Raw genomic sequence first — 22,920 nt, forward strand, 5'->3', positions numbered from 1 at the left:
TGTATGTTTTTAAATTTTCAATAAATGTACTCATATTATTAAAGTAAGACCTCTTAATATCTGAAATTATGTACAGATAATTTATCCTTTTATAGGTCTTTCTGAATTTAGAAATTGTAAGATTCCATATAACTTAAAGCATTTGAAACAATCGAAGTTGAAATAAATTGATTTTATTTTACTTCGATTTGCTTCTCCTTTTCATAAAGATTTTAAGAAGTATATTTAATTTGTATGTAGTTAATAGGATTTATATAAAGATGAAACTTATTACATTCAAGTATATTGTTGCCTGAATTTATTTAAAATAAGAGTGTTTCAGGAAAGCAGTCTGTCATGAAATAAGATAAGCTTGCGTGCTTAGGTTCACAAAGGATATTTCGAACCTCTCTTTTGAAAGGATATTGGAAAGGACGATATTCAGAGTTCTGATTCATTAACCCAATTAATAATGGAAGTTGTTATTTCCATATAAAGTTTGTCATAATCATAAGTATAGGCAAAATCATCACTAAGTTCATATTTATCAAATAAAGGGGTACATAATTCTAACATTTTCATACTAAAAGGCTCTAGCTCATCATATCTCATGAGATTTGCAAAGTTTTTACTTACAATACTTAAGACCGTCTCGAATTTTGAGAAATGAAGCTTCTCAAAAAGGATATGATCAGCATAAAATTCAGATTGCTCGATTGAACATCCCGACTTTATTGCACCATCATATACAATTTTAGCCTGCTTGGAGCGCTGGTCTACTAATACCGTGTCATGAACTAATTCTGGAAAGCTATTATTTAATAAATTTTGTAATCGCTCCCTGTAATATGATATATCCTTTTCCATAGAATCTCTACGTTATATTCCTTAATAAATTTGCAATAATTGTACGTGTTGGGCTTTATATCCTGGGTTTATCATTGAAATTGACAAGCATTTAAATGATACATTTTATGAGGTCACACAGGTTGAAAACTCCAGTCTTGCCATTAGATAACTAACGGTAGATTCTGCTCCCTGATTAATATTCACATTGTGTTCTTCAAGTCCGTCATAGCAACCTCCCGTTACAGGATTATAAATAATCTGGTTTAAATGGTTTTTTCCCAGAAACCAGTTAAAAGAATTCAGCATTATTGGCAGGTACTTTTCATCATCTAAAAGCTTATAAAATGAAGACAATGCCAGAATAGTATACGCCACATCAATAGGTTGCTCTCCGCCATTGAATGTTTTGTTTTCTTGGTTTTCTTTTTGTAACCAGCCTTGGTTAGAAATCACTTTTATAGCACCATCAACAATTATTTTAGATAAGAGAAAGGTAAAGGACTGTTCCGCTATTTGTTTATACAATTCATTTTTAGTAGTAACCCAAGCAAGTAATAAAGCTTCCGGCAATACACTGTTTCCATATGTAAGATAGCTTTCGAACCAAAGCCAGTCTCCCTCAGATTCGTGTTGATACATTTGTACCAAACGATTAGCTAGTTCTTTTAATAAAGGAACGTTTTTTTTAGAATTCTGGTAATACAATCCCTTAATGATAAAAGCGATGGCTCTTGGAGAATATACTTTCTCGGCGTTGACCAAATTTTTTTGAAGTATAGCTTCTGCAGTTTCATAAAATTCCGGAGGTAAAATTTCTTTTAATGAAATTAAATATCCCAATGCCCATACTGCTCTTCCGTTTGAATCCTCAAGATTGGTCTCGTAATTTTGTGGGGTGAATTTTTTTTCTTTATCAACATAATTTAGAAAACTGCCATCTGCCTGTTGACAAAACTGGATACAATGTAAATATATTGAAATCAGCTGCAAATCGGTTGTACTCTTACTGATTTGATAATGTTTGCAGATAGCGATCATCGCACGTGCATTATCATCCAGAGTATATCCGGAATCAATATCCGGTTTGTTAATTTTGGCAAACTGTATCATCCCAAAATTTGTTGTCATATTTTGGATATGATCAAGATTTATTTTAGGTAAGGTATACTTGAGTTTTATATTGCCGGCTTTTAATTTCTGAAATAATAAAGCATGTAAAATAGATGAATTTTCCCAAGCTGTTGGAGCCATTTTCTGTAAAGATTTTACGCGTAATTTTTTACGATGGGTTTCATTTTCCAGTAAAGTATTAACGGCAAAAGACAATTGTTTTGGGGCTTCAAAATCAATAATAATTCCTGTTTCCTCCTTTAAAACTTCCAAAGCATGGGGAATAGGAGTCGAAACAATAGCACATCCGCAACTGATAGCATAAGAAAAAGTACCACTTACCGCCTGATTTCTGTCTTTTGAAGTGAAAAGATAAATATCGGTGAGCTGAAGGTATTCTAATAATTCAGGTAAGGGCAGATATTCATTAATAAAACGAATGTAATTTTCCAGATGAAGTTTACAAGTCAGATCTTCTAAATGTTCACGGTACTTTTCACCTTCATTTCTTACAATAGCAGGGTGAGTCTTGCCAAGAATCAGGAAAATAACATTAGGATTCCGAGCAATAATTTGGGGTAAAGCTCTTAAAGTGGTTTCAATATTTTTGCCCGAACCCAATAATCCAAATGTGGCCAAAACTTTTTTATTTTTAAGTCCATACTTTTCTTTTAATGCCTTTTTATCTGTAAAGGGCAACAAGTGTGTTCCGTGTGGAATAACAGTGATTTTATCAGGAGAAATACTATACTCTTTTGAAAGAATCTCTGATGATATAGCGGTCATTACCACAATTGATTTGCAAAAATCTGCGAGTTCCTTCACTTTGGCCTTTAATTCCATATCTGGATTAGGGAGTACGGTATGAAAGGTGATAATGATTTCTTTCTGTAGGTTTTTTAGAAAAAGATATAATCCGTTTTTGGTTTCATTGAAAAAGCCAAATTCGTGCTGAAGCATTACTAGCCGGATATGATCATTATTATTAATCTTTTCCGCCAATTCCAAAAAGGAAACAATGTCTGAAGTATTTAATTTGTATTCTGGGTGTTCATCATAGTCGTAATTTTCTCCCTCCGATTCAATTGGGCAGATAATTGCCTGGAAAGATTCTTCGAATTTTGAATGAAGCGATTTTATGAGGTCTTGAGTATAAGTAGCAATCCCGCATACCTTCGGAGGAAAAGTACTGATGAAGAGAATCTCAGATTTATTATAAATGATGCGCTTTTCTTTTTTTAAAGAGGGTCTTATGGTTTTGTCCTCCACGTCTGAAGTAATATTTTTATTCATTTTATTTTCATTTTTAGATTTGATAATTCTAATGAATCATCAATTATATTGCATACATCATCAATTCTTTCAGTAATTTTGAAATACTCAAAGAGGCAACGGCAATTCTTTCGTCTGCTGCTCCATAATAGATATAAAGCGTATCTTTTTCTACAATAGCTCCTGTAGGAAAACATACATTATTAACTTCGCCCTTAATTTCCCATTCTTTCTCTGGCTTAAAAAGAGGATAAGGAAGTCTGGAGATTTCTTTTTCGGGGTTCTCAAGATCCAGTAAAGCTACACAGGCATTATAAACATATCCGTTGACGGTATCATGAACTCCATGATAGATCATCAGCCATCCGTATTCAGTTTCTATAGGTGGACATCCGCCTCCAATATAGCTGGCTTCGTGATCATATTTGGGACGTAAAAGGATGTGATTTTTAAAGTGAGAAAAATAATCTTCCCAAAAATCAGAAGTTAAATCTTTAATATTTTCTATACTTATAATTTGAATATCAGGTCTTATCCGATGAATGAAATAAAATTTGCCATTTATTTTTCTTGGGAAAAAGATTAGATTTTTGTCCCATAAAAAGATAGGATGATTATCCGTATGACTGACCTGAAATTCATTATACCTTCTATATTTTTCAGGGATTAAATTTTCATATTCTGATAAATATTTAAATTTCTCGTAAGGTATTTTTGGAACAATAACTCCTACATGATTCCAGAATTTCAAATCTTTTGAAGTTGCTAATGTTCCTAAAGCATTGATGCCATCGTAACTGGTGTAGGTAAGATAAAACAGATCATCTATTTTTACGATCCTGGGATCTTCAATACCATGTTTTTCATATTCAAATTCAGGAATAATAATCGGGGAGTCTGATCGGCTTTCTACAGTAAGAGGATCAGATAATACACAATATCCGATGCTTGAAAAATTACCTTTGGCAACAGCACGGTAAAACAAATGTATTGTTCCGTTTTCTTGAATCACACCAGGATTTAGAACGCCTTCGCTCTCAAAGCTTAGTTCGGTTTTCCTGAGGATGATTCCTTCTTTTTTTATTTCTATCATTTAGGATGCAGCGTTGCGACTTTCATTTTCTTTGTTTCTTTTTTTATCTTGCTTGTCTTGTCGCTTCTCTTTCGCAGATTTTGAAGGTGGCGTTTTATCTGATTTTTTCTTGATTTCCTTTCCTTTTAACATATAATTTTTTTGTGGTATGTAAAGATCATTGATTAAGATCCAAAAACTTTGCAATAGTCTGTTCAATTGTTATATAAATCATAGATATTCGAATTTAATGAGCTAACTTTGAAAAAGCCTCTGTTAGCATACTGATTAACAGGCTAAAAAATATAAAGACTATGAAGCTGTATATAAAATATATGGTAAGTCTACGCTGTAAAATGGTTGTCCATCAAGAGCTGGAAAAACTAGGCATTAAAAATGTTGTGGTAGATCTTGGTTTGGTTGAAATACTGGACGATATTACTTCAGAACAAAGACTGATGCTAAAAGAAAATCTTCTAAAAACCGGACTTGAACTATTGGACGACAAAAAAAGCATTTTGATTGAAAAAATAAAAAATGCGGTCACAGAAATGATTTATTATTCGGAATCTCTTCCAAAAGAAAATTTCTCAGATTATATCAGTAAAAAACTTGGTTATGACTACACTTATCTTGCCAATACATTTTCTGAAGTAAAAGGAATCACCCTGCAACATTTTATCATCATCAATAAAATTGAAAAAGTAAAGGAATTACTTTTATATGATGAGCTAAATCTTACCCAAATTTCATATAAACTCAATTACAGTAGTGCAGCCCATCTCTCCAATCAATTCAAAAAAATTACAGGGCTTTCACCATCATTTTATAAACAACTAAAATACAAACGCCTTAAAAATCTGGAAGACCTATAGCCTGAAACCTGTGAAATCTGCAAATTTATTTATAAAAAGTATAGGGTAGGGATGCCAATAAACATTCAACTTTGGAGAGTAATAATTCTGTTACATATAATACTTTAATTATGAATACAGATCATAACAAAGGCGATAAGGCTTTTAAAATTTTAGGAAATTGGGAAAGACAATCTCAACAATTGAAAAAACAGTTTTCTAAGCTTAAAGATTCGGACCTGGTTTTGGATAAAGGAAAAGAAGATGAATTGCTGGAACGAATAGGAAATAAACTAAGCAAAAACCGTGAAGAAGTCATTAAAATTCTGAATGACACTCAATTTTCATAATGGGCATATTAAAACCCGAGAAAACATATTTTAGAGGTTTTAATATAAAAAGGGCAGGTGCTTGTAAGCTTCTGTTCTTTTTTTATTTGAATATTATAGTACTACTTTTTTAATAAAAAGATATGAAATCGCCAGATACTTTCCAGAACCTTACAAGAAAGATTTTTAAGGTGACAACTACCATTCAGTCTTCGTACCCCGAATTATATTTTCTGTTGAATGAAACTCCATTATTTATGTCATCCAATGAGAAAAATATTACACTAAAAGACCTCAAACAGTATCTTACTACGATAAGAATGCAACTGATTACTTTTGAGAAAGACAAGAAAATGGAATTATGAAAACCATAACATTATATAAATTTAAGGATTCGGTAACTCTAAAAATTCCTTTTTTTGAAGGACAATCTTTGCTAAGTTCCCTTGAGTGTTTTGAGGGAATTCAGCTTTCGGATGCGGAAAAAGTTATTGAATATACAATTGATGTCGCCGACGATTTTGATTTTGAAAATTATAATACGATTGAACTGATTGAATTATGCAGCACTTCGGACAAGTTTGTGGAACATTATTTTGTAACCCGTTTAAATGATTATGATGTTATATAGCTTTTGCAGAGTAAGGCAATTTAAAATAAGAGATAATCAAAATGTATGAAAAATAAAATTTATCTTGTAGGGTGGACAATACTTGTTCCCATACTTGCCTGGATGATTTATTTTGCCCATTATTCCTTTGGTGGACATCTGTATTCTGTCATCTTGATATTCTTTTTAATAGGGGCTGTTTTAGCGGCAGTTTATCACTCAGAAATTATTGCTTATCGGTTAGGAGAACCATATGGAACCTTATTGCTTGCTTTTGCAATTACTGTGATAGAAGTTTCTCTTATCATTTCGATTATGCTCAGTTCAATAGGATTAGAAACAATCAGTCTTGCCAGAGATACTGTTTTTGCAGCTGTGATGATTATCCTTACAGGAATTGTTGGAACTTGTATTATTGTAGGATCAATTCGTTATAAGGAACAGTTCTTTACTCTTCAGGGGGTAAGTACAGCCTTGATTACCCTAATTGTTATCGTTACGTTTATATTGATTTTACCTAATTTTACGACCAGCCATAGTGAAGGTGAATATACCTCTTTACAACTTGTTTTTATTGCTATTATCTGTCTACTATTGTATATAGGTTTTACAATGGTACAGACAATCAGACATCGGGATTTTTTTATTGCACCAATTCCAAAAAACACAAACTTTGATAAGGATGAACATGAAATTCTTCCCGAAATACCAAGTCGAAAAGTAATGTTTATCAGTATTATATTTTTGATTCTGTGTCTGGGAATTGTAGTTCTGCTAGCAAAGTATCTCTCAAAAGATGTTGATGCTTTGATTGTAAAAGCAGGAGCACCCAAAGCTATCGTCGGAATAATTATTGCAGGAATTGTATTGCTTCCCGAGGGGATTGCAGCGATCAGAGCAGCCTACAATAACCGTTTGCAGACAAGTCTTAATCTGGCTTTTGGATCTGCATTAGCAAGTATAGGTCTTAGTATTCCAGCCGTCGCTATTGTTTCTGTTATTGGAGATTTTAGAATGTCATTGGGAATCAATTTAAAATCAATGCTGCTCTTAGGATTGTCTTTGTTTATTATTACAATATCTCTGGCAACAGGGCGTACTAATATTATGCAGGGAATGGTGTTGATTTCTATTTTTCTTCTTTATCTTTTTACAACACTGGTACCATAACATTGAATATTTTTTTAGACCTGTTGCTACATTGATAGTTTTCATATTTAAAGAACTTCAAAAATTCCTCAAAAAAATCAAGGTGAAAATTAAATACAAAAACCTGAAAAGTAATAAATGTTAAGTGATCTACAATTTTAAATTCTATTTTTAGAGGTCAATTATTATCTTGATTATTTCTTTTTAATTCCTTTTCGACTTCGTCAATCTCTGCTAAAGGAAGGAGAAAAGAGTCTTCAATATAACTTAGGATATTTTCATCCGTTTTATTATTTATTTTTCTGATGAAAATTTGATTGCTGGCTTTTAGCGACTCTATATAATTAAGAGTGTCTTGCTTGTTCTGAAAAATTGATTTCTCAAATACGGCCCTTTTATCATCATTCACAATAATATCATTAAATGAAGTATTCATGAGAACGGTCTGAAAAAATGACTCGGCAGGTAAAAAAGTATGGAGATAATAATCCTCAAAATCCATTACTTTTTTGCTGTTTGTTAAGAATACACAGGTGTTTCTTGTAAAAATAAACCATTTTCCGCCAATATAGGGGACTACCCCTTTCATAAACTCTCTTTTATAAACGAAAGATGAAATCTTATAAGCTAATTCGGTAAAATGATTTTGTATTCTCTTTAAGGTGTCGGGTCTGAAAAATTTTTGATCATAATAAAACAGGTAATTCCGGCCGTTGTTGGCTGTAAGGAATTTTCGTATTATCTGCTGAGATTTAAGTGGATGATCTTCTCCGCTTAGATTGATGAAATAATCCCATTCCAAACTTGCATTTAAGAGAAATTCCATTGCGTTCAGCTCAGCCTGAATCATACTGAAGCCTCCCGAAACAATATTCAGGCTTTCTAAAATATAGACATTGGGAAATTGCAGGATGTACAATTGTATTTCTTCTGTTGTTGTTGATTTAGCCTTTCTGTCAATATGAATAAGATAGAATTGATCCTTTGTGTAAATTTTTTGAAACATAGCCTTGAATACATTTGGTTTATGATGAACCATAATGAAATAAGCAATCTTCACAAGTGGCTTAGCATTTAATTGGAGAGTTTGCTGGTAAGGGCTTGTAATGGGAAGAATTGTTTGCATATCAAGGAACTTAAAATTATCCGCGTAGCAAACAATTTGATTAACGTGCGTAAGGTATAAATATATTTTTGATAATCAATTGATTAAATATCGTAGTGTTTGTTTTTTTTGTTGTAGGTTTGCAAAACATTTATAAAAACAGGTCACTGCCTTTGCTATTCTGTAAGTTTAAAATCACAATTTTCTTTTTCAGTTTTGCTTTTTCAGCTACCAATTTATAATCTCGATTTCATTGATGAAAAATAGTAGATTATAAAGTCCTATGATCAATAGGAGCGATATGTTATTGCTGATCAATCAACAATGCCTTAAGGCTATTGTTCATAGATAAAGCAAGCAAAAATGATAAACCGGAAAAAGTATTCTTTATTTGTTTATCCTATACAACAATTCAAATTCTGATTAACAGATTTGTTTATCAATTACCGGAAGACCGGAATTTATAATGAGTTTTAAAAATTTAAACTTAATCAATCCAATTATTCGCGCGGTCACAGAGGCTGGGTACTCTCAACCTACGGAAATACAGAATGCTGCCGTTCCACATATTTTAGCAGGAAAAGATATAATAGGATGTGCTCAAACCGGAACGGGTAAAACGGCTGCATTTGCTATGCCAATATTACAACTGTTAAAAAAATACACCCCCGAACACAAAGAAATAAGAACCTTAATTCTCACTCCCACCCGGGAATTGGCGATACAAATAGAAGAAAACTTCAGTATCTATAGTAAATATATGCCATTATCTCAATTTTCTATTTATGAAGGAGTTTCAATAGGAAGCCAGCTTGCCGCTCTCAGGAAAAGAATAGATATTCTTGTTGCGACTCCAGGAAGACTGCTTGATCTTGAAAGTCAAAGACATATTGACCTCTCTAAGATTGAGATATTAGTTTTGGATGAAGCAGACAGAATGCTCGACATGGGATTTATAAATGATGTAAAAAAGGTTTTAAAATTTATTCCGATAAAAAGACAGACTCTGTTTTTTTCTGCTACTATGTCAGCAAAAATAAGGGAATTTGCAGGAACTATTCTCAACAAACCTATAGAAATTAATGTAAATCAGATGTCTTCAACTTCGATAGACAATAATATATAATTTTAATAATAATTACAATGCAACAAGGCACCGTAAAATTTTTCAATGAAGCAAAAGGCTTCGGATTCATTTCTCCTTCAGATGGAGGGAAGGATATATTTGTACATTCTTCAGGATTAAGCACACGCATGATCCGTGAAAATGATAAAGTAACTTTCGATATCGTAGAAAGTGACAAAGGTTTAAACGCGATCAACGTAAAATTGGCATAAATTAAACTTTTTTTAAGAATTTAAAAAAAATAAAATACATCCAGGTTTTTAGTCTGAATATAGTGTTTGAACGAATATTCGTATATTTTTTATTTTCTAATATGTTCATTTACCTCTTACTTCTTGTAAGAGGTTTTTTAACATATCATTTACTTTTTTATCATCAGTCATTGATGAATGACCATCATAGTCAAAGAATAAATAAATTTCAGCAAAATCTTCTCTTGTATACTCTTTGAGTAATTATTGATTTTTTTCGTTTCTTTCTTTGAGTAAATTGAAGGTGTCTAAATCTTCGTCAATTTTAATTTCTCGATAAATCTAATATATTTCTGCACCATAAATACATTTACATTTAATACTGGTGTTTTTATTTAGAAAGTATTTCTGTAAATTGGTAATGACTTGTTCTTCAGTTTTATCTCTTTCAAATACAAATAATACTTTATTCAACATCGAATGATCCAGCGTTATACTTTTTTCAATATTGTGGGCTTCTCTCAATTCTTTTGGAGTGCTTTTTGAAAATGATCTAATCCCATTTTTAGTCATTTCAAAATAACAATCCGGTCTAAAAGGATCATTATTTATAATCGAGGTGTTTTGGGTTGTTAAGATAAATTGACTCCAGTTTCTTTTAATTTTTCAACAATCAATGCAGATAAGGAATAGTGATAAAATGCGTCAAATTCATCAATGAAGACAAATGAAACCATGCCAGATTTTTTATATTTTGATACCAAAAGTAAAATAAATAAAGAGACTTTGTACCAGTAGATGCTACTTCATTGAAAGGGACGAATTTTCCATCATAATTAAATGCGAGTGTCTTTTCAATTTATATCTTTTTAATATCATACTCTGAAGATATTTGTCGCTCTATATGCAAATATCCCCATTTTCTCATCTCCTTGATGATTGGGTAAATGGTTTCGCCATAATCTGTTAAGTAATATTCTACTCTTGGAGGGACTTCTCCAAATGATTGACGTGTAAGAATCCCATCTTTCACAAGTTCTTCGAGTTGTTTGGCAAGCATTCGCTCACTGATTGTCGGTAGAGTTCGCCTTAATTCACCAAATCTGTTTCTACCTTTTTTTATGAGAACAATCAAAGTTGTTTTACATTTACCTTTTATGATTTGTAAAAATACGTCGGACGGACATTGATTTTCCGTTTCTCCGATTTCGTCTATTTCTATTTTTTGCAATTCCATATATTTTTTCTTCTGATAATCAGTAAAACTGTACTTTATTTCAGTATCTGAATTGAATGTAAGTACTTGTTTTACAATATAAAGTTAAATAAATTTACTCAAAAAAGTAATGAATAATACGTTTAAAGCATTAATTATAAATGAAAGTATCAATGGGTTTACAAAAGAAATTCAGGAAATAAACTTATCAGATCTTCCTAAAAATGACCTTTTAATAAAAGTGAGTTATTCATCGATCAACTTTAAAGATGCGTTGTCCGCGTCGGGCAACAAAGGGGTAACACGTAAATTTCCACATATTCCGGGGATTGATGCTACAGGAACTGTTGTTGAATCTAATTCAGAAAAATTTCCTGTTGGAACTAAAGTTTTGGTTACAGGTTTTGATTTAGGGATGAACACTTGGGGTGGATTTGGTGAATATATCAGTATTCCCGAAAAATGGGCAATTCATTTACCTTCAGATTTAACTGAAAAAGAAGCAATGAGTTATGGAACAGCTGGCTTGACTGCCGGATTATCTGTTTATCAAATATTACAATCAAGTCTTGTCAGTCCAGAAAATGGAAAAGTTGTGGTAAGCGGTTCTACCGGAGGTGTTGGGAGTATTGCAGTATCCATTTTGTCGAAAATAGGCTTTGATGTGCTTGCAATTTCCGGAAAAAAAGAAAATGATTATTTAATCAATTCTTTAGGAGCTAAAGAAGTGGTCGACAGAAAGGATTTCATTGATATGTACGATAGCAAACCTCTTGCTAAACCTGCATTTGTTGCAGGAATTGATACAGTTGGCGGAGCAATTCTTTCGGGGATGATAAAATCTACTCAGTATGGAGGTATTGTTACCTGTTGTGGGATGACCGCATCTACTGAGGTGAATACGTCTATATTTCCATTTATCTTGAGAGGGGTTCATTTGGCAGGAATTGATTCTGTTGAAGCTTCTTTAGAGGTAAGAAACTTGATTTGGGAAAAATTAGCTAGTGATTGGAAACTTTCAAATTTAGAAGAAATTAGTAAAGAAATCGGATTAGAAGAGTTGCCCGACAAATTAGATGAGATTCTCGCAGGCAAAGCAAAAGGAAGATATGTATTAAAACATTAAAGTATTTTTAAAATTTTCATACAAAAGTCCCGAAGATTTATTAAGGACTTTTCTGATTTAAAACTATTAACTTAACTTTTCAAATTATACTTAGAGTCTTAAAAGTTAATAAAATTTCAATACATTATTTACATATCGGTAATTATCGATATATTTGCAGTATGGATTTAAAACAAGCAATAGAAATAGGGAAGTGTTTATCTAACGGTACTCGTCTGGAAATCCTGGAATGGCTGAAACAACCGGATGCAAACTTTCCTCCAAATACAACCAATATTCCTAATTCTGAAGGAGTTTGCTTGAGTTTTATATATGAGAAAGCGGGGTTGTCCCAGTCAACGATTTCAAATTATTTAAACGGGATGGTAAGATGCGGACTTTTGGAACTTAAAAGACTTGGAAAATGGACTTATTTTAAAAGAAATCAGAAAACAATCGATGAATATCTCGATTTTATAAAATAAAAAAATTTAAACATACATATCTATAATTATAAATATGTATTATTTTAAATATGTTTGAAAATAATGAATCTATCAGAAAAGGTAAATAAAAAATATTTAGCCTAAATAAATAACAATCAGTAATAATTCAAATAAAAATCAATGAATAACAGCAAAATAGAAAAACTCTTAACAATTGAAGAAATCAAGAATTTAAGAATTAAATATGCACACGCATTAGATAAAAATGACATAGAAACAGCATCCTTAGTATTCTCAGAAGATGCTGTTTGTCAAACGGACAGAGATCCTTGGAATGGAAGACAGGAAATAAAAGCAGGCCTTGAAAAAGCCTTTAAAGATTATGATACCTATAACAGAGGACGATATCCTTTTCTTCATCTGGTATCAAACCATTTGATAGAAATTAATGACGACAATACAGCAAGTGGAAGCTGTTATCTCATAGACAACGTAACAGAAAGAGAGCCTAACGAAAATCCTTTGCTGTTGCTTGGAATCTATCGTGACGAATATAAAAAAATTGATGAACAATGGTTCATCGTAAGTAGTACGTTAGATGTTGTTTGGCCATTCGATGATAAAAAATAATCACTTTAAATAACTTAATAAAAATAATTTATGAAATTACTGCAGGGATATGATTCTGGAGAATTAAAATTAAAAAATAGAGTTGTAATGGCTCCAATGACAAGATGTAGAGCCGATAATGAAGGAAATGTTGCGACAGCTCTTATTGCAGAATATTATGCACAACGTGCTTCAGCAGGTCTTTTGATTTCTGAAGGAACATACGTTAATGATACAGCTTCAGGATATATTAATGTTCCATGCATTTATACAGAGGAACAAATTGAAGGCTGGAAAAAAGTAACAAAAGCTGTACACGAGAAAGGAGGAACAATTTTCGCTCAGTTATGGCACGTGGGAAGACTTACACATCCTGATTTTCTCAACGGAAAAGAAGCGATAGCACCGTCGGCAATCAATGGTCATTTTACAGCATATACAAAAGAAGGTTTTAAAGAAACAAAAGTACCACGTGAAATGACAATTGAAGATATTAATGAAGTCATTAACGATTTTAAAAAAGCAGCGGCAAATGCAATAGAAGCAGGTTTTGACGGTATTGAATTGCATGCTGCAAATGGTTATTTGTTTCATCAATTTTTTTCAAAATGTTCCAATATCAGAACTGATAATTATGGAGGTTCAATAGAAAACCGTATCAGATTTCTTTTTGAAGTATTGGATGCTATGAGTGATGCTATTGGGCAGGAGAAAATAGCAGTCAGAATTGCGCCTTCATTAGACCAAACTTTCGGAATTGTTTTGGATGATGAATCCGAAGCTCTTTATGATATTTTAGTTGATAGATTGAATCGTTACAAATTGGCATATCTTCATATATCAGGATTTACAATGGCATCGAGTTCAGATCCTCTTAATTTGGTTCTTTCAACGGCAAAACATTTCAGAGCTATTTATAAAGGAACATTGATGATTAATAAAGGTTTCAATGCGCAGACCGCCAATACTGCGATAGAAAATGATATTGCAGATCTTGTATCATTCGGTGAACTGTATATCGGAAATCCTGATTTAGTTGAGCGTTTTGCTAATAATTCGCCATTGAATACTAACAACAGAGAAACTTATTACACGGGTGGAGCAAATGGATATACAGACTATGAATTTCTTTTACAATAGTAGTTTTTATTTTTAAAGACGTAGTCAGATATTTTTAATTATATTATAATCTAAAAACAATTATTTTAAGTAAATAGAAATGGCGCCAACTGAAGAAAGTTGGCGCCATTTGACAAATATATTTGTAAGATTCAAATTTATGAGGATTTAAATAAACTATTTTTTTAAATTTAAAAACAGTTTGATATCAAACTATTTCCATATCTTTGCACTATGAAAGATCTGGAATATGCCCGTGTCATGCATTACTATTTCAATGCGGTTCTGAAACTACGTCAGGATCTTCGTCAACGTGTACAAAAGAAACTTATTGAACACGGTCACGCTGATATTACATTAGAAATGACCCAGGTTCTTTATTTCCTTAGCTTTTCTACCGAAAAAGGGGAGGCCAATCAGCAGGAAATAGCAGATGGCATAGCCAAAAATAAATCCAGTCTAACTTCTTTGATTGATAATCTTTTAAAGCGTGATATGCTAGAAAGACGTATTAATCCCGAAAACCGAAGAAACAATATCATATCTCTTACTGAAAAAGCAAAGCAGTTTGTACAGGATCTGTATCCTGATGTTTACCAGACATATGATATTAAAAAAATACAGCTAAGTCTTGAAGATATCCAAGCGCTTACCAAAACTCTTAACTTAATTATAGAAAGCTAAAAAAAATTTAATCTAATTGTTTGATATCAAACAGTACAGTATAATACAATGAATAATTCGTTTATATTTTATTTATTTATCACCCTGTTTTTAGGGGTTGAAAATGTTAAGGCACAGGAAAAGCATCTCTTTTTACCTGTGGATTCTCTTTTCTCACTTGCAGAACATAACAGTTTACAATTAGTGGGTTCAAGGCAAAAAATAAACATTGTTAAAAAGAGAACAGAAATTGAAAAACAAGAAGCTTGGCTACCTGAAATTGGGGCTTCTGCAAGTATGGGCTATATCAGTAATGCGCATGTTTGGGATAATCATTTTAATTACGAATCTACAGTCAAGATGCCTCATACATCAATTGATTTTTCGCTGGATGCAGGATTTACGGTTTTTAATGGTGGAAAAACTAAAAATAGTCTTATGAAATCCGAGCTGGAGGATCAGATTGCCGTTTTAGATTATCAGAAAGATAAGGAAAGCATTCAGTTGCTATTACTTGCAAAATATCTGGATTTATTTACGTTGTACAATCAGAAAGAGATTTATCAACAAAATATAGAACTCGCAAAACACAGATTATCAAACATTCAGCAGTTGATAAAGCAGGGAATGCTTACCCATAATGATAATATTCGAAGCAGTCTTCAGCTGACTGAACTGAATCTGAAATTAACTGAAATTCAGAATGATATTACAATTACCAATCACGATTTAGGAATAGTAATCGGTCTGCCGGAAAAAACTTTGATTGATGTGGATACAACATTATATGATAAAGCTTTTGAAGCTGCAGGATTATCTTTTAATAAAAAGGATATTCCGGAAATTGAAGCCGCAGAAAAGAAAGTTGAAAGCGCCAACAAACAAATAAATATCGAAAAAGCATCAAGGCTGCCGCAATTGTCTTTGTACGCAGGTGATGCGTGGGCTCGTCCGTTTCTTTACTCAATTCCTCCTATAGATATATATATGCATTTTTTTCAGGCAGGTGTAAGATTGAAATATGACATTGGTTCTATTTATAAAAGTAAAAAGAATATTGAAAAAGCAAGGTTGGAGAAAGAATATGCCGAAACTCAGAAAAACTGGATTGAGCAAAAGGCTGAGATTGATAGCCATTCGTCTTTTGTAAAAATGAACGAAGCTCAGGAAAAATATGATTCAGAAAAGGAAAGTTATAGACTGGCACAGGATAATTACCGTGTAGTAGAGCAGAAGTATCTCAACAAATTTGCTACAATTACAGATATGCTCGATGCCAGTACGGCGCTTCTTTCCTCACAGCTTAACCTCAATAATGCCAGAGTAAATATTATCTATCGCTGGTACAACCTGGTAAGAAATACAGGTAATTGGCAGCAAGTAAAAAATTAAAAAAAGTAGAGTAAAAAATAAGTCAAATGTTAAAACAGGAAAACAAAAAAACGCAAAGGCTGTCAAGAATTTTTTTTAATTCTATCTCGGTTATTTTAATTGTAGTACTACTTATTTGGGGGCTGTTGTATTATTTTCATCTTAACGATAATTCCTACACGGAAGATGCACAGGTAGAAGCATATATTAGTCCGATAAACACACGTATTTCAGGATATATAAAAGAGATAAGGTTTGATGAAAACCAGTATGTAAAAAAAGGTGATACAATAATTATTATTGACGATAAAGAATATAAAATACAGGTAGAACAGGCTTTGGCAACATTAAAAAATGCGCAGGCAGGAAAAACGGTTGTTGGAGCTGATATAGGTTTATCGGCGAACAGTACTTTTATTTCTGATGCGAATATTGCAGAAGCAAAAGCTCGTCTGGATAATCAGTCTACCAATATGAAACGATATGAAAATCTGTTGAAAGCAGATGTTATTCCACAGTATCAATATGATGAAGTAAAAACTGAGTATGAAGCTGTGAAAGCAAGATATGAATCTTTAATTCGTCAAAGACAATCAACCACATTAAGCACAAAAGCGGTTTCTGAAAAACTGAATGTCTCAGATGCAGATATTATGCGAGCGAAAGCTTCTTTGGAACTGGCAAAGCTTAACATTTCTTATTGTTATATAATGGCTCCGTTTGATGGTATTATGGGCAGACGTAAAATCTCTGTGGGTCAGTTATTACAGGTCGGGCAGCCATTAGCAACAATAGTAGAAGGAAACCAAAAATGGGTAACTGCCAATTTTACAGAATCACAAATCGGGAAAATTAAAGTTGGTGATGTGATGTCCATTAAAGTAGATGCACTGAAAGGAAAAGTGTTTGAAGGCAGGGTAGAATCTTTATCAGGAGCTACAGGAAGTCGATATTCTGCCGTACCGGTGGACAATTCTACCGGAAATTTTGTTAAAGTTCAACAGCGTATTCCGGTGCGCATTATTTTCACCAAGGAGCATAACAGCAAGCAGGATCTTGCTAACATAAGAGCCGGTATGAACGTGGAAGTAACAAAAAAGAATTAAAATTTTAAATTTAATTATAAATGCACAACAGGCTGTTTCGTGATTGGGTTCATCCTAAATTGGATTTATTGCTATTGGTCATCATAAGCATATGTCTTGGAGCCACTTCTGGAGTTTCTTCAACGATATCTGTTTATATGGTTTCAGATTTGGCAGCCAATCCTGCAGATGCAAATATGACCAGCTATGCTTATCTGGCCGGCATGGCTGTTTCTTTTCCTCTAATTGTAACGCTTAGGAATTATTTTTCCTCCAAAGAATTATTGATATTCATATGCTGTATTCTACTATTTTTTAATTTTACCTTAAGTAAGACAGATAATACTTTCGAAGTCGTCATTGCTTCTTTTTTTATTGGTATTGCAAGATTAATGGGATCGATCATAATGGTGGTCAATATTATTCCTATACTTATGCCGCGTGGCGAGCGATATCAGATGTATGCCGTTTATTATCCACTCAGTCTTATAGTTAGCCCGTTGGCAGGTATGTTTCAGGTTTGGCTGGCAGATGAATTGGGTTGGCGTTATTCGTTTCATTTTTCCAATATTTTTCTGTTTGTAACATTACTTGTAACATTTCTTCTAGTTTCCGGCAGAATGCACACGAGAAGAATTCCTCTTTGGAAGTTTGACTGGTTCAGTCTCTTTCTTTTATCAGGATGGATGCTGTCTTTTACTTATGTAATGGTTTACGGGCGTACTGATGATTGGTTAGATTCACCCAAAATACGTTTCGCAGCTATTTCTGCATTGGTATTACTGTTATTGTTTTTACTTCGAAATAAATTAAGAAGACATAAAATTATTGACTTTACGGTATTCAGGTTCAGAAACGTAAGGGTAGGAATTGTAATGATGTTTCTTTCATCTGTTTTTTTCTCTCTTTCAACACTTATCAATTCTTTGCTGAATATTACGTATGCAAGCAATCCTCTTGAAAATGCATCTGTCAATGCGTATCCTATTTTAGGATATATAACCGGAGCTGTTGTTGCTTTCTTATATTTTAGAAAATACAATAATTTTAAAATATTGCTTCTTGCCACTGTTTTTTGTTATTTGCTTTCAACTTTTATGCTTTACCAGATTGTCGATAGACAGACAGAGCCTTATCGATTTTTTCTCCCGATGTTTCTGCGTGGGATTGCGATCCTGTTATCTTATATGACAGTCGGCTTGTATCTTGCGGTGGATATATCGTCGGATGACTTTTCAATGTCTGCCACCATACTGATTTTTGTCAGAAGTTTTTTAGGTCCCGTCATATTCGGTGGCATTTACAGCACTCTATTGTATTATCATCAGGTGCAGATATTAGATAAGCTGGCTTCGTGGGTAGATCAGTCCGATCCTTTATTTCAGTTGCGATTTCCAGGTCTGCATCACAATGTCGATCCAATTCTGGCTTACAAAGAATTGAATGTTCAGGCTTCTTTAAGTGCCATAAAAGAATTATACGGATGGGTTTGTATTATAGGGATTTGTATGTTCATTATTTTGATATTCTTTCCTATACACAAGAAACAAAGCAGGAATATTTTTAACTGGGGCAAAACTAAAAATGAGGATGAAATTGCATCTACGGCTGTATTATAAATACTCATATCAATCAAAAGTTAGATAGTAAGTACCTTTTTAAAATTAATCCTTGGTCTAACTATATTTCTAAGAAACCAATCTTATGAATTACAACATCAGCAGACCAATAAGAATTTAATATTTAATTCCATTTTGACTACAAGAAATACCATTTATGCTTAGTGAAGATTTTTGCGGCAAAATATCTTTGTACAGTTAAAATTAAATAAAATGAATAAAACAATTTTCATCACTGGAGCTTCTTCAGGTATTGGAAAAGCTTCAGCAAAATTATTTGCTGCAAATGGTTGGAATGTTATCGCTACGATGCGTAAGCCTGAAATAGAAACTGAACTTATTGAATTTGAAAATATTTCTTTATTGAGGCTTGATGTGACCAATCTTAAACAAATTCAGGAGACTGTGCAGTATGTTTTAAGCAAGCACAATGTTGATGTTGTCTTCAACAATGCAGGATACGCGCTTATGGGAGCATTAGAAGCAGTATCAGATGAGGAAATTTCAACCCAGATGGAAACTAATTTTTTTGGTGTTGTACGTGTAACTAAAGCATTTATTCCTTATTTCCGGGAAAAAGGAGAAGGTTTATTCATAACCACAGGATCATCCGCAGGACTGGCAGGATTTCCTATTGGTTCAATATATGATGCCAGTAAATGGGCAATTGAGGGGTGGAGTGAAAGCCTTTCATATGAACTGTCAGAATTAAACATTGGTATTAAAACAATTGAGCCGGGAATGGTGGCAACAGAGATTATGAACAAATCTCCTATGATTTCTCATCCTGTGTATGATTCTCTAGTAAGCAGATTTGTCGCCGCTATCACTCAACAGGAAAATATGACGACTCCAGAGCAAATTGCCGAAGTGGTATACGGTGCTGCCACGGACGGATCAAAGAGGTTGCGTTATGTTTGTGGTGAAGATGCGGTTGCAATGTATAAGCATCGTCTTGCAGTGGGTGATGAAGCATTTCGTGAAGGAATTTTCGAAATGATGAATAGCGGAAAATCTATTATCTAAATAATACGAATAGTTACAAATAATCTGATTTTCATATTTTTAATTAAATTTGTGAGGTTATGAAATCAAGCGAAATAAATAATTTGAAACACTTTGACACGATTTCCGAAATGCAGCAAGAATTGGGTTTACCAAAACCACTGCACCCCTTAATTAGTTTGCTTGATTATAGCGAAGTGGAAATAAAAGATCAATTGCTTTCTTTAAATTTTGTGATGAATTTTTACCATATAACCTACAATGATTCGTCTGGTTGTAGAATGAAATATGGACAAACAACTTATGATTTCAATGAAGCAGGTATGTGTTTTACCTCTCCAGGACAGTCGCTTGCAGGGATCCAATCTACAGGAGACCCCAAAGGTTTTACTTTGCTGATACATCCCGATTTTTTCCGAGGCTATCCTCTTGAAGGTAAAATAAAGAACTATGGTTTTTTCTCGTATTCAATCAATGAATCGCTGTATCTGTCAGATAAGGAAAAGAATATTATTACCAATATTGCAAATATCATCAATGAAGAGCTCAAGACTTCGATTGATGATTTAAGCCAGGATGTACTTATTTCTCAGGTTGAATTGATGCTTATCTATAGCGAGCGATTTTATAAACGACAATTTGTTACTCGAAAAAACATTAATAATGATTTGATTGGTAAAATGGAATTACTTTTAGACAACTATTTTAAAACTGATCAACCAATGATTCAGGGAATACCAACCGTTAAATATTTATCTGAAAACCTGAAAGTCTCTCCTCGTTATCTTGGAGATATGCTTCGTTCAATAACAGGATGCAATACACAGCAGCATATTCATTTAAAACTGATTGAAAAAGCAAAAGAAAAATTGCGTAATACTGATTTATCAATAAGCGAGATCGCATACGAATTAGGATTTGAGCATCCACAATCTTTTAGCAAGTTTTTTAGAACCAAAACAAATTTTTCTCCTTTAGAATTTAAGCAGTCTTTTAACTGATTATTTTTATGTAGCGAAATGTGGTAGGCGAAATGTTACAAGAATTTTCAGATGTACTTAATTCAATATCAAAACATTAATGATAAGTTTTTACAAAAAACTTATCATTAATGTTTTGGCATATAATAAACTTTTTAATTAAATCTTTTTCGTGATTTGCTTGTTGCAATGATCATTTTGTACTAAAAAAGAGTCCATGTAAACAGACTCTTTTTATGATTTTTCTCGATCTCCTGTCGGAGAATCTGTGATTATTTTACCACCTCATTTAGTAATGAGACTTTACATTTCCTAATAATATCAAATTATTGAATTACTGGATGCTCATTCCTCCATCAATAACCTGTTCCGTACCGGTAAGGAAAGAGGATTCGTCCGAGGCTAAAAATATCACAAGATTGCTTACTTCTTTAGCATCTGCCATTCTTGCCAGAGGTGTGCTGTCTCCTGCGCCACCGCCATCTTCATCTGTTGCTTCTACCATCATTGGAGTTTTGATATATCCGGGATGTACAGAGTTTGCTCTGATATTATTTTTTCCATATTCCACAGCAGCGGCTTTGGTAAGACCTCTTACAGCAAACTTACTGCCCATATAAGCTAAACTTGGATATCCAGGAATAGCTACAATCCCTGCAATAGAAGAAATATTAACGATCGACCCGATTCCCGCTTTGAGCATCGAAGGGATCGTGTATTTCATACCATAGAAAACGCTGTTTTGGTTGATCTCTATTACTTTCAGATAATCGGCTTCTGAGATTTCTGTAATGGTTTTGATCGGTCCTAAGATTCCTGCATTGTTGACAAGAACATTGATAGGTCCAAATTTAGATTCCGTTTCTGCAACGACACGCTGCCAATCTTCAATCTTTGTAACATCTTGTTTGATGAACACAGCATTTTCTCCTAATTCACTTGCAATCTGTGAACCTCGTTCTTCATTCAGATCGGTCAATACCACTTTTGCACCTTCTTTCACAAATTCTCTGGCGTGCGATTCTCCCATTCCCTGAGATGCCCCTGTAATAATGGCAACTTTGCCTTCTAATCTTTTCATATTCTTTTTTTGTTATTATTAAAAGTATAACTCAAAGATAACAAGGGTCGGTGATAGGCTGTTTACCACAAATTGTTTAATTTTTGTCTTTTTCTGTCCATTTAATCTCATTCAATCGGAATGCAGTTGGAGAGAAGGTTGTATGTTTCTTGAAAAATCTACTGAAAGTGTGTATGTCACTAAAAGATAGGCGAGCGGCAATCTCACCAACATTATTCTCGGAATTGGCAAGAAGAAATTTTGCCTCCTGTAGCAAAAGTTCATTAAGGTAAGAAGATGGAGGCATCAGATTTTGCTTTTTAAAGATTTTATAAAGTCTGCTTATACTGATGTTCAGTTGATCACTATAAAATGTAATCGGCTTCTGTGTAGAAAAATGTTCTTCTGCCAGCGATTTGAACTTGCTGATGATTAAATTTTCTTTTGTAGAAATTGATAGCGATGAACTCTGATATTTTTTTAGAATGATATCGGTCTCATTGATCAGGGTAATGATAAGATTTCTGGCTGAGGTTTCCCAGCGTTCTGTATAAATGGCAGAAAGTACATCGAATATCTTGCTGAAAAGTGTAGACAGATGCTGATAATCTTCGGAAGCCATAATGATGTGAGAACCGAAATAATTATGAAGAAAGGTATTAGTGAAAAATGCATCAAGAATGGGGTGAAAGTCCTGAATGAATCGTCGGGTAAAAAGAATAAAAGCACCTTCAGTCCCGGATTCAATCTCAATAATCTTGAGTGTTTGCTCAGGACGGTATATCATAAAGGATGCCGGAGTAATAATATGCACATCATTATCGATCTGAAGGGTCATTGACCCTTTGTTAATAATTCCAAAAGAATAATAATTAGGATGGATCACAAAAGGTTCAAAGATCGTTGGTATTTCAGTCAGATATAAAAACTCATTAGATAATTTCCAATCTAAATTTCGATAAACAGCAATGTTATTGATAGTATATGAATCCATAA

25 protein-coding genes are annotated in these 22,920 nt (G+C 33.2%); 17 read left to right on the plus strand and 8 right to left on the minus strand.

Annotation, left to right across the window (positions count from 1 at the left end):
* Positions 1–420 precede the first annotated feature (420 nt).
* The 4 genes from JI747_RS12275 to JI747_RS20375 all read right to left on the minus strand — a co-directional run bounded on the left by JI747_RS12275 (position 421) and on the right by JI747_RS20375 (position 4,435).
* Positions 421–846: a DUF1896 family protein gene (locus JI747_RS12275; RefSeq protein ID WP_225689074.1), complete on the minus strand. Its 426-nt coding sequence runs from the start codon at positions 844–846 to the stop codon at positions 421–423.
* Between the two features lie 105 nt (positions 847–951).
* A complete protein-coding gene (locus tag JI747_RS12280) occupies positions 952–3,231 on the minus strand; it encodes a glycosyltransferase (protein WP_225689075.1) in 2,280 nt (759 codons plus the stop codon).
* Between the two features lie 43 nt (positions 3,232–3,274).
* Positions 3,275–4,303: a glycoside hydrolase family 130 protein gene (locus tag JI747_RS12285; protein ID WP_225689077.1), complete on the minus strand. Its 1,029-nt coding sequence runs from the start codon at positions 4,301–4,303 to the stop codon at positions 3,275–3,277.
* Positions 4,304–4,435, minus strand: coding sequence for a hypothetical protein (locus JI747_RS20375; protein ID WP_262904158.1), 132 nt, complete (start codon positions 4,433–4,435; stop codon positions 4,304–4,306).
* A 161-nt stretch (positions 4,436–4,596) separates the two neighbouring features.
* Between JI747_RS20375 and JI747_RS12290 the strand changes: the two genes are divergently transcribed.
* The 5 genes from JI747_RS12290 (at position 4,597) to JI747_RS12310 (ending at position 7,245) form a co-directional block, all read left to right on the plus strand.
* A complete protein-coding gene (locus JI747_RS12290; RefSeq protein WP_225689079.1) occupies positions 4,597–5,157 on the plus strand; it encodes a helix-turn-helix domain-containing protein in 561 nt (186 codons plus the stop codon).
* Positions 5,158–5,267: 110 nt separating this feature from the next.
* Positions 5,268–5,486 carry a CsbD family protein gene (locus JI747_RS12295; protein WP_225689081.1) on the plus strand — a complete coding sequence of 73 codons (219 nt, stop codon included), beginning with the start codon at positions 5,268–5,270 and terminating at the stop codon, positions 5,484–5,486.
* A 122-nt stretch (positions 5,487–5,608) separates the two neighbouring features.
* On the plus strand, positions 5,609–5,830 hold the full coding sequence (locus JI747_RS12300; protein ID WP_225689083.1) for a hypothetical protein: 222 nt from the start codon (positions 5,609–5,611) through the stop codon (positions 5,828–5,830).
* Positions 5,827–6,096, plus strand: coding sequence for a heme oxygenase (locus tag JI747_RS12305; protein WP_225689085.1), 270 nt, complete (start codon positions 5,827–5,829; stop codon positions 6,094–6,096). Before JI747_RS12300 ends, JI747_RS12305 begins: the two co-directional genes overlap by 4 nt.
* A gap of 45 nt (positions 6,097–6,141) precedes the next feature.
* Positions 6,142–7,245 carry a calcium:proton antiporter gene (locus JI747_RS12310; protein WP_225689087.1) on the plus strand — a complete coding sequence of 368 codons (1,104 nt, stop codon included), beginning with the start codon at positions 6,142–6,144 and terminating at the stop codon, positions 7,243–7,245.
* Positions 7,246–7,402: 157 nt separating this feature from the next.
* Here JI747_RS12310 and JI747_RS12315 read toward each other — a convergent pair whose 3' ends face one another.
* Positions 7,403–8,350 (minus strand): beta-1,6-N-acetylglucosaminyltransferase, encoded by a 948-nt coding sequence (locus JI747_RS12315; RefSeq protein ID WP_225689089.1) that lies wholly within the window; start codon positions 8,348–8,350, stop codon positions 7,403–7,405.
* Positions 8,351–8,795: 445 nt separating this feature from the next.
* Here JI747_RS12315 and JI747_RS12320 point away from each other — a divergent pair, with 445 nt between their 5' ends.
* Both JI747_RS12320 and JI747_RS12325 read left to right on the plus strand, forming a co-directional pair.
* The gene (locus JI747_RS12320) at positions 8,796–9,455 is read left to right on the plus strand and encodes a DEAD/DEAH box helicase (protein ID WP_225689091.1); all 660 of its coding nucleotides are present in this window, start codon (positions 8,796–8,798) and stop codon (positions 9,453–9,455) included.
* 17 nt (positions 9,456–9,472) lie between these two features.
* Positions 9,473–9,667: a cold-shock protein gene (locus tag JI747_RS12325; protein WP_225689102.1), complete on the plus strand. Its 195-nt coding sequence runs from the start codon at positions 9,473–9,475 to the stop codon at positions 9,665–9,667.
* An 838-nt stretch (positions 9,668–10,505) separates the two neighbouring features.
* Here the strand turns inward: JI747_RS12325 and JI747_RS12330 are convergent.
* The gene (locus JI747_RS12330; protein ID WP_225689104.1) at positions 10,506–10,883 is read right to left on the minus strand and encodes a winged helix-turn-helix transcriptional regulator; all 378 of its coding nucleotides are present in this window, start codon (positions 10,881–10,883) and stop codon (positions 10,506–10,508) included.
* A 109-nt stretch (positions 10,884–10,992) separates the two neighbouring features.
* Between JI747_RS12330 and JI747_RS12335 the strand changes: the two genes are divergently transcribed.
* From JI747_RS12335 to JI747_RS12380, 10 genes are all read left to right on the plus strand, one after another.
* Positions 10,993–11,988 carry a YhdH/YhfP family quinone oxidoreductase gene (locus tag JI747_RS12335; RefSeq protein WP_225689106.1) on the plus strand — a complete coding sequence of 332 codons (996 nt, stop codon included), beginning with the start codon at positions 10,993–10,995 and terminating at the stop codon, positions 11,986–11,988.
* Positions 11,989–12,149: 161 nt separating this feature from the next.
* A complete protein-coding gene (locus tag JI747_RS12340; RefSeq protein ID WP_225689108.1) occupies positions 12,150–12,452 on the plus strand; it encodes an ArsR/SmtB family transcription factor in 303 nt (100 codons plus the stop codon).
* Positions 12,453–12,593: 141 nt separating this feature from the next.
* The gene (locus JI747_RS12345; protein WP_225689110.1) at positions 12,594–13,043 is read left to right on the plus strand and encodes a nuclear transport factor 2 family protein; all 450 of its coding nucleotides are present in this window, start codon (positions 12,594–12,596) and stop codon (positions 13,041–13,043) included.
* Positions 13,044–13,073: 30 nt separating this feature from the next.
* On the plus strand, positions 13,074–14,162 hold the full coding sequence (locus JI747_RS12350) for an alkene reductase (protein WP_225689112.1): 1,089 nt from the start codon (positions 13,074–13,076) through the stop codon (positions 14,160–14,162).
* A 240-nt stretch (positions 14,163–14,402) separates the two neighbouring features.
* Complete coding sequence (locus JI747_RS12355; RefSeq protein ID WP_225689114.1) at positions 14,403–14,825, plus strand: MarR family winged helix-turn-helix transcriptional regulator; 423 nt, start codon at positions 14,403–14,405, stop codon at positions 14,823–14,825.
* Positions 14,826–14,873: 48 nt separating this feature from the next.
* Complete coding sequence (locus JI747_RS12360) at positions 14,874–16,196, plus strand: TolC family protein (RefSeq protein WP_225689116.1); 1,323 nt, start codon at positions 14,874–14,876, stop codon at positions 16,194–16,196.
* A gap of 26 nt (positions 16,197–16,222) precedes the next feature.
* Positions 16,223–17,281: an HlyD family secretion protein gene (locus tag JI747_RS12365; protein ID WP_225689118.1), complete on the plus strand. Its 1,059-nt coding sequence runs from the start codon at positions 16,223–16,225 to the stop codon at positions 17,279–17,281.
* A gap of 20 nt (positions 17,282–17,301) precedes the next feature.
* On the plus strand, positions 17,302–18,879 hold the full coding sequence (locus JI747_RS12370) for an MFS transporter (RefSeq protein WP_225689120.1): 1,578 nt from the start codon (positions 17,302–17,304) through the stop codon (positions 18,877–18,879).
* Positions 18,880–19,053: 174 nt separating this feature from the next.
* The gene (locus JI747_RS12375) at positions 19,054–19,905 is read left to right on the plus strand and encodes an SDR family oxidoreductase (RefSeq protein WP_225689122.1); all 852 of its coding nucleotides are present in this window, start codon (positions 19,054–19,056) and stop codon (positions 19,903–19,905) included.
* A 59-nt stretch (positions 19,906–19,964) separates the two neighbouring features.
* Entirely contained in the window at positions 19,965–20,885 is a 921-nt protein-coding gene (locus tag JI747_RS12380) for a helix-turn-helix domain-containing protein (protein ID WP_225689124.1), read from the plus strand.
* Between the two features lie 313 nt (positions 20,886–21,198).
* On the opposite strand, the gene JI747_RS12385 is transcribed toward JI747_RS12380, so the two are convergent.
* Positions 21,199–21,945 carry a glucose 1-dehydrogenase gene (locus JI747_RS12385; RefSeq protein WP_225689126.1) on the minus strand — a complete coding sequence of 249 codons (747 nt, stop codon included), beginning with the start codon at positions 21,943–21,945 and terminating at the stop codon, positions 21,199–21,201.
* A gap of 76 nt (positions 21,946–22,021) precedes the next feature.
* Positions 22,022–22,918: a helix-turn-helix transcriptional regulator gene (locus JI747_RS12390; RefSeq protein ID WP_225689128.1), complete on the minus strand. Its 897-nt coding sequence runs from the start codon at positions 22,916–22,918 to the stop codon at positions 22,022–22,024.
* Between the last annotated feature and the right edge of the window lie 2 nt (positions 22,919–22,920).

Origin of the sequence: Chryseobacterium tagetis (assembly GCF_016735585.2) — a bacterium.
Lineage (GTDB): Bacteria > Bacteroidota > Bacteroidia > Flavobacteriales > Weeksellaceae > Chryseobacterium > Chryseobacterium tagetis.

What these genes read in the sequence shown, in the direction of transcription:
- JI747_RS12290 (WP_225689079.1), top strand. Translation starts at nt 4,597, where the DNA reads ATGAAGCTGTATATAAAATATATGGTAAGTCTACGCTGTAAAATGGTT.
- JI747_RS12345 (WP_225689110.1), top strand. Translation starts at nt 12,594, where the DNA reads ATGAATAACAGCAAAATAGAAAAACTCTTAACAATTGAAGAAATCAAG.
- JI747_RS12340 (WP_225689108.1), top strand. Translation starts at nt 12,150, where the DNA reads ATGGATTTAAAACAAGCAATAGAAATAGGGAAGTGTTTATCTAACGGT.
- JI747_RS12350 (WP_225689112.1), top strand. Translation starts at nt 13,074, where the DNA reads ATGAAATTACTGCAGGGATATGATTCTGGAGAATTAAAATTAAAAAAT.
- JI747_RS12360 (WP_225689116.1), top strand. Translation starts at nt 14,874, where the DNA reads ATGAATAATTCGTTTATATTTTATTTATTTATCACCCTGTTTTTAGGG.
- JI747_RS12355 (WP_225689114.1), top strand. Translation starts at nt 14,403, where the DNA reads ATGCATTACTATTTCAATGCGGTTCTGAAACTACGTCAGGATCTTCGT.
- JI747_RS12295 (WP_225689081.1), top strand. Translation starts at nt 5,268, where the DNA reads ATGAATACAGATCATAACAAAGGCGATAAGGCTTTTAAAATTTTAGGA.
- JI747_RS12365 (WP_225689118.1), top strand. Translation starts at nt 16,223, where the DNA reads ATGTTAAAACAGGAAAACAAAAAAACGCAAAGGCTGTCAAGAATTTTT.
- JI747_RS12320 (WP_225689091.1), top strand. Translation starts at nt 8,796, where the DNA reads ATGAGTTTTAAAAATTTAAACTTAATCAATCCAATTATTCGCGCGGTC.
- JI747_RS12305 (WP_225689085.1), top strand. Translation starts at nt 5,827, where the DNA reads ATGAAAACCATAACATTATATAAATTTAAGGATTCGGTAACTCTAAAA.
- JI747_RS12325 (WP_225689102.1), top strand. Translation starts at nt 9,473, where the DNA reads ATGCAACAAGGCACCGTAAAATTTTTCAATGAAGCAAAAGGCTTCGGA.
- JI747_RS12390 (WP_225689128.1), bottom strand. Translation starts at nt 22,918, where the DNA reads ATGGATTCATATACTATCAATAACATTGCTGTTTATCGAAATTTAGAT.
- JI747_RS20375 (WP_262904158.1), bottom strand. Translation starts at nt 4,435, where the DNA reads ATGTTAAAAGGAAAGGAAATCAAGAAAAAATCAGATAAAACGCCACCT.
- JI747_RS12330 (WP_225689104.1), bottom strand. Translation starts at nt 10,883, where the DNA reads ATGGAATTGCAAAAAATAGAAATAGACGAAATCGGAGAAACGGAAAAT.
- JI747_RS12385 (WP_225689126.1), bottom strand. Translation starts at nt 21,945, where the DNA reads ATGAAAAGATTAGAAGGCAAAGTTGCCATTATTACAGGGGCATCTCAG.
- JI747_RS12310 (WP_225689087.1), top strand. Translation starts at nt 6,142, where the DNA reads ATGAAAAATAAAATTTATCTTGTAGGGTGGACAATACTTGTTCCCATA.
- JI747_RS12335 (WP_225689106.1), top strand. Translation starts at nt 10,993, where the DNA reads ATGAATAATACGTTTAAAGCATTAATTATAAATGAAAGTATCAATGGG.
- JI747_RS12275 (WP_225689074.1), bottom strand. Translation starts at nt 846, where the DNA reads ATGGAAAAGGATATATCATATTACAGGGAGCGATTACAAAATTTATTA.
- JI747_RS12370 (WP_225689120.1), top strand. Translation starts at nt 17,302, where the DNA reads ATGCACAACAGGCTGTTTCGTGATTGGGTTCATCCTAAATTGGATTTA.
- JI747_RS12380 (WP_225689124.1), top strand. Translation starts at nt 19,965, where the DNA reads ATGAAATCAAGCGAAATAAATAATTTGAAACACTTTGACACGATTTCC.
- JI747_RS12280 (WP_225689075.1), bottom strand. Translation starts at nt 3,231, where the DNA reads ATGAATAAAAATATTACTTCAGACGTGGAGGACAAAACCATAAGACCC.
- JI747_RS12315 (WP_225689089.1), bottom strand. Translation starts at nt 8,350, where the DNA reads ATGCAAACAATTCTTCCCATTACAAGCCCTTACCAGCAAACTCTCCAA.
- JI747_RS12300 (WP_225689083.1), top strand. Translation starts at nt 5,609, where the DNA reads ATGAAATCGCCAGATACTTTCCAGAACCTTACAAGAAAGATTTTTAAG.
- JI747_RS12285 (WP_225689077.1), bottom strand. Translation starts at nt 4,303, where the DNA reads ATGATAGAAATAAAAAAAGAAGGAATCATCCTCAGGAAAACCGAACTA.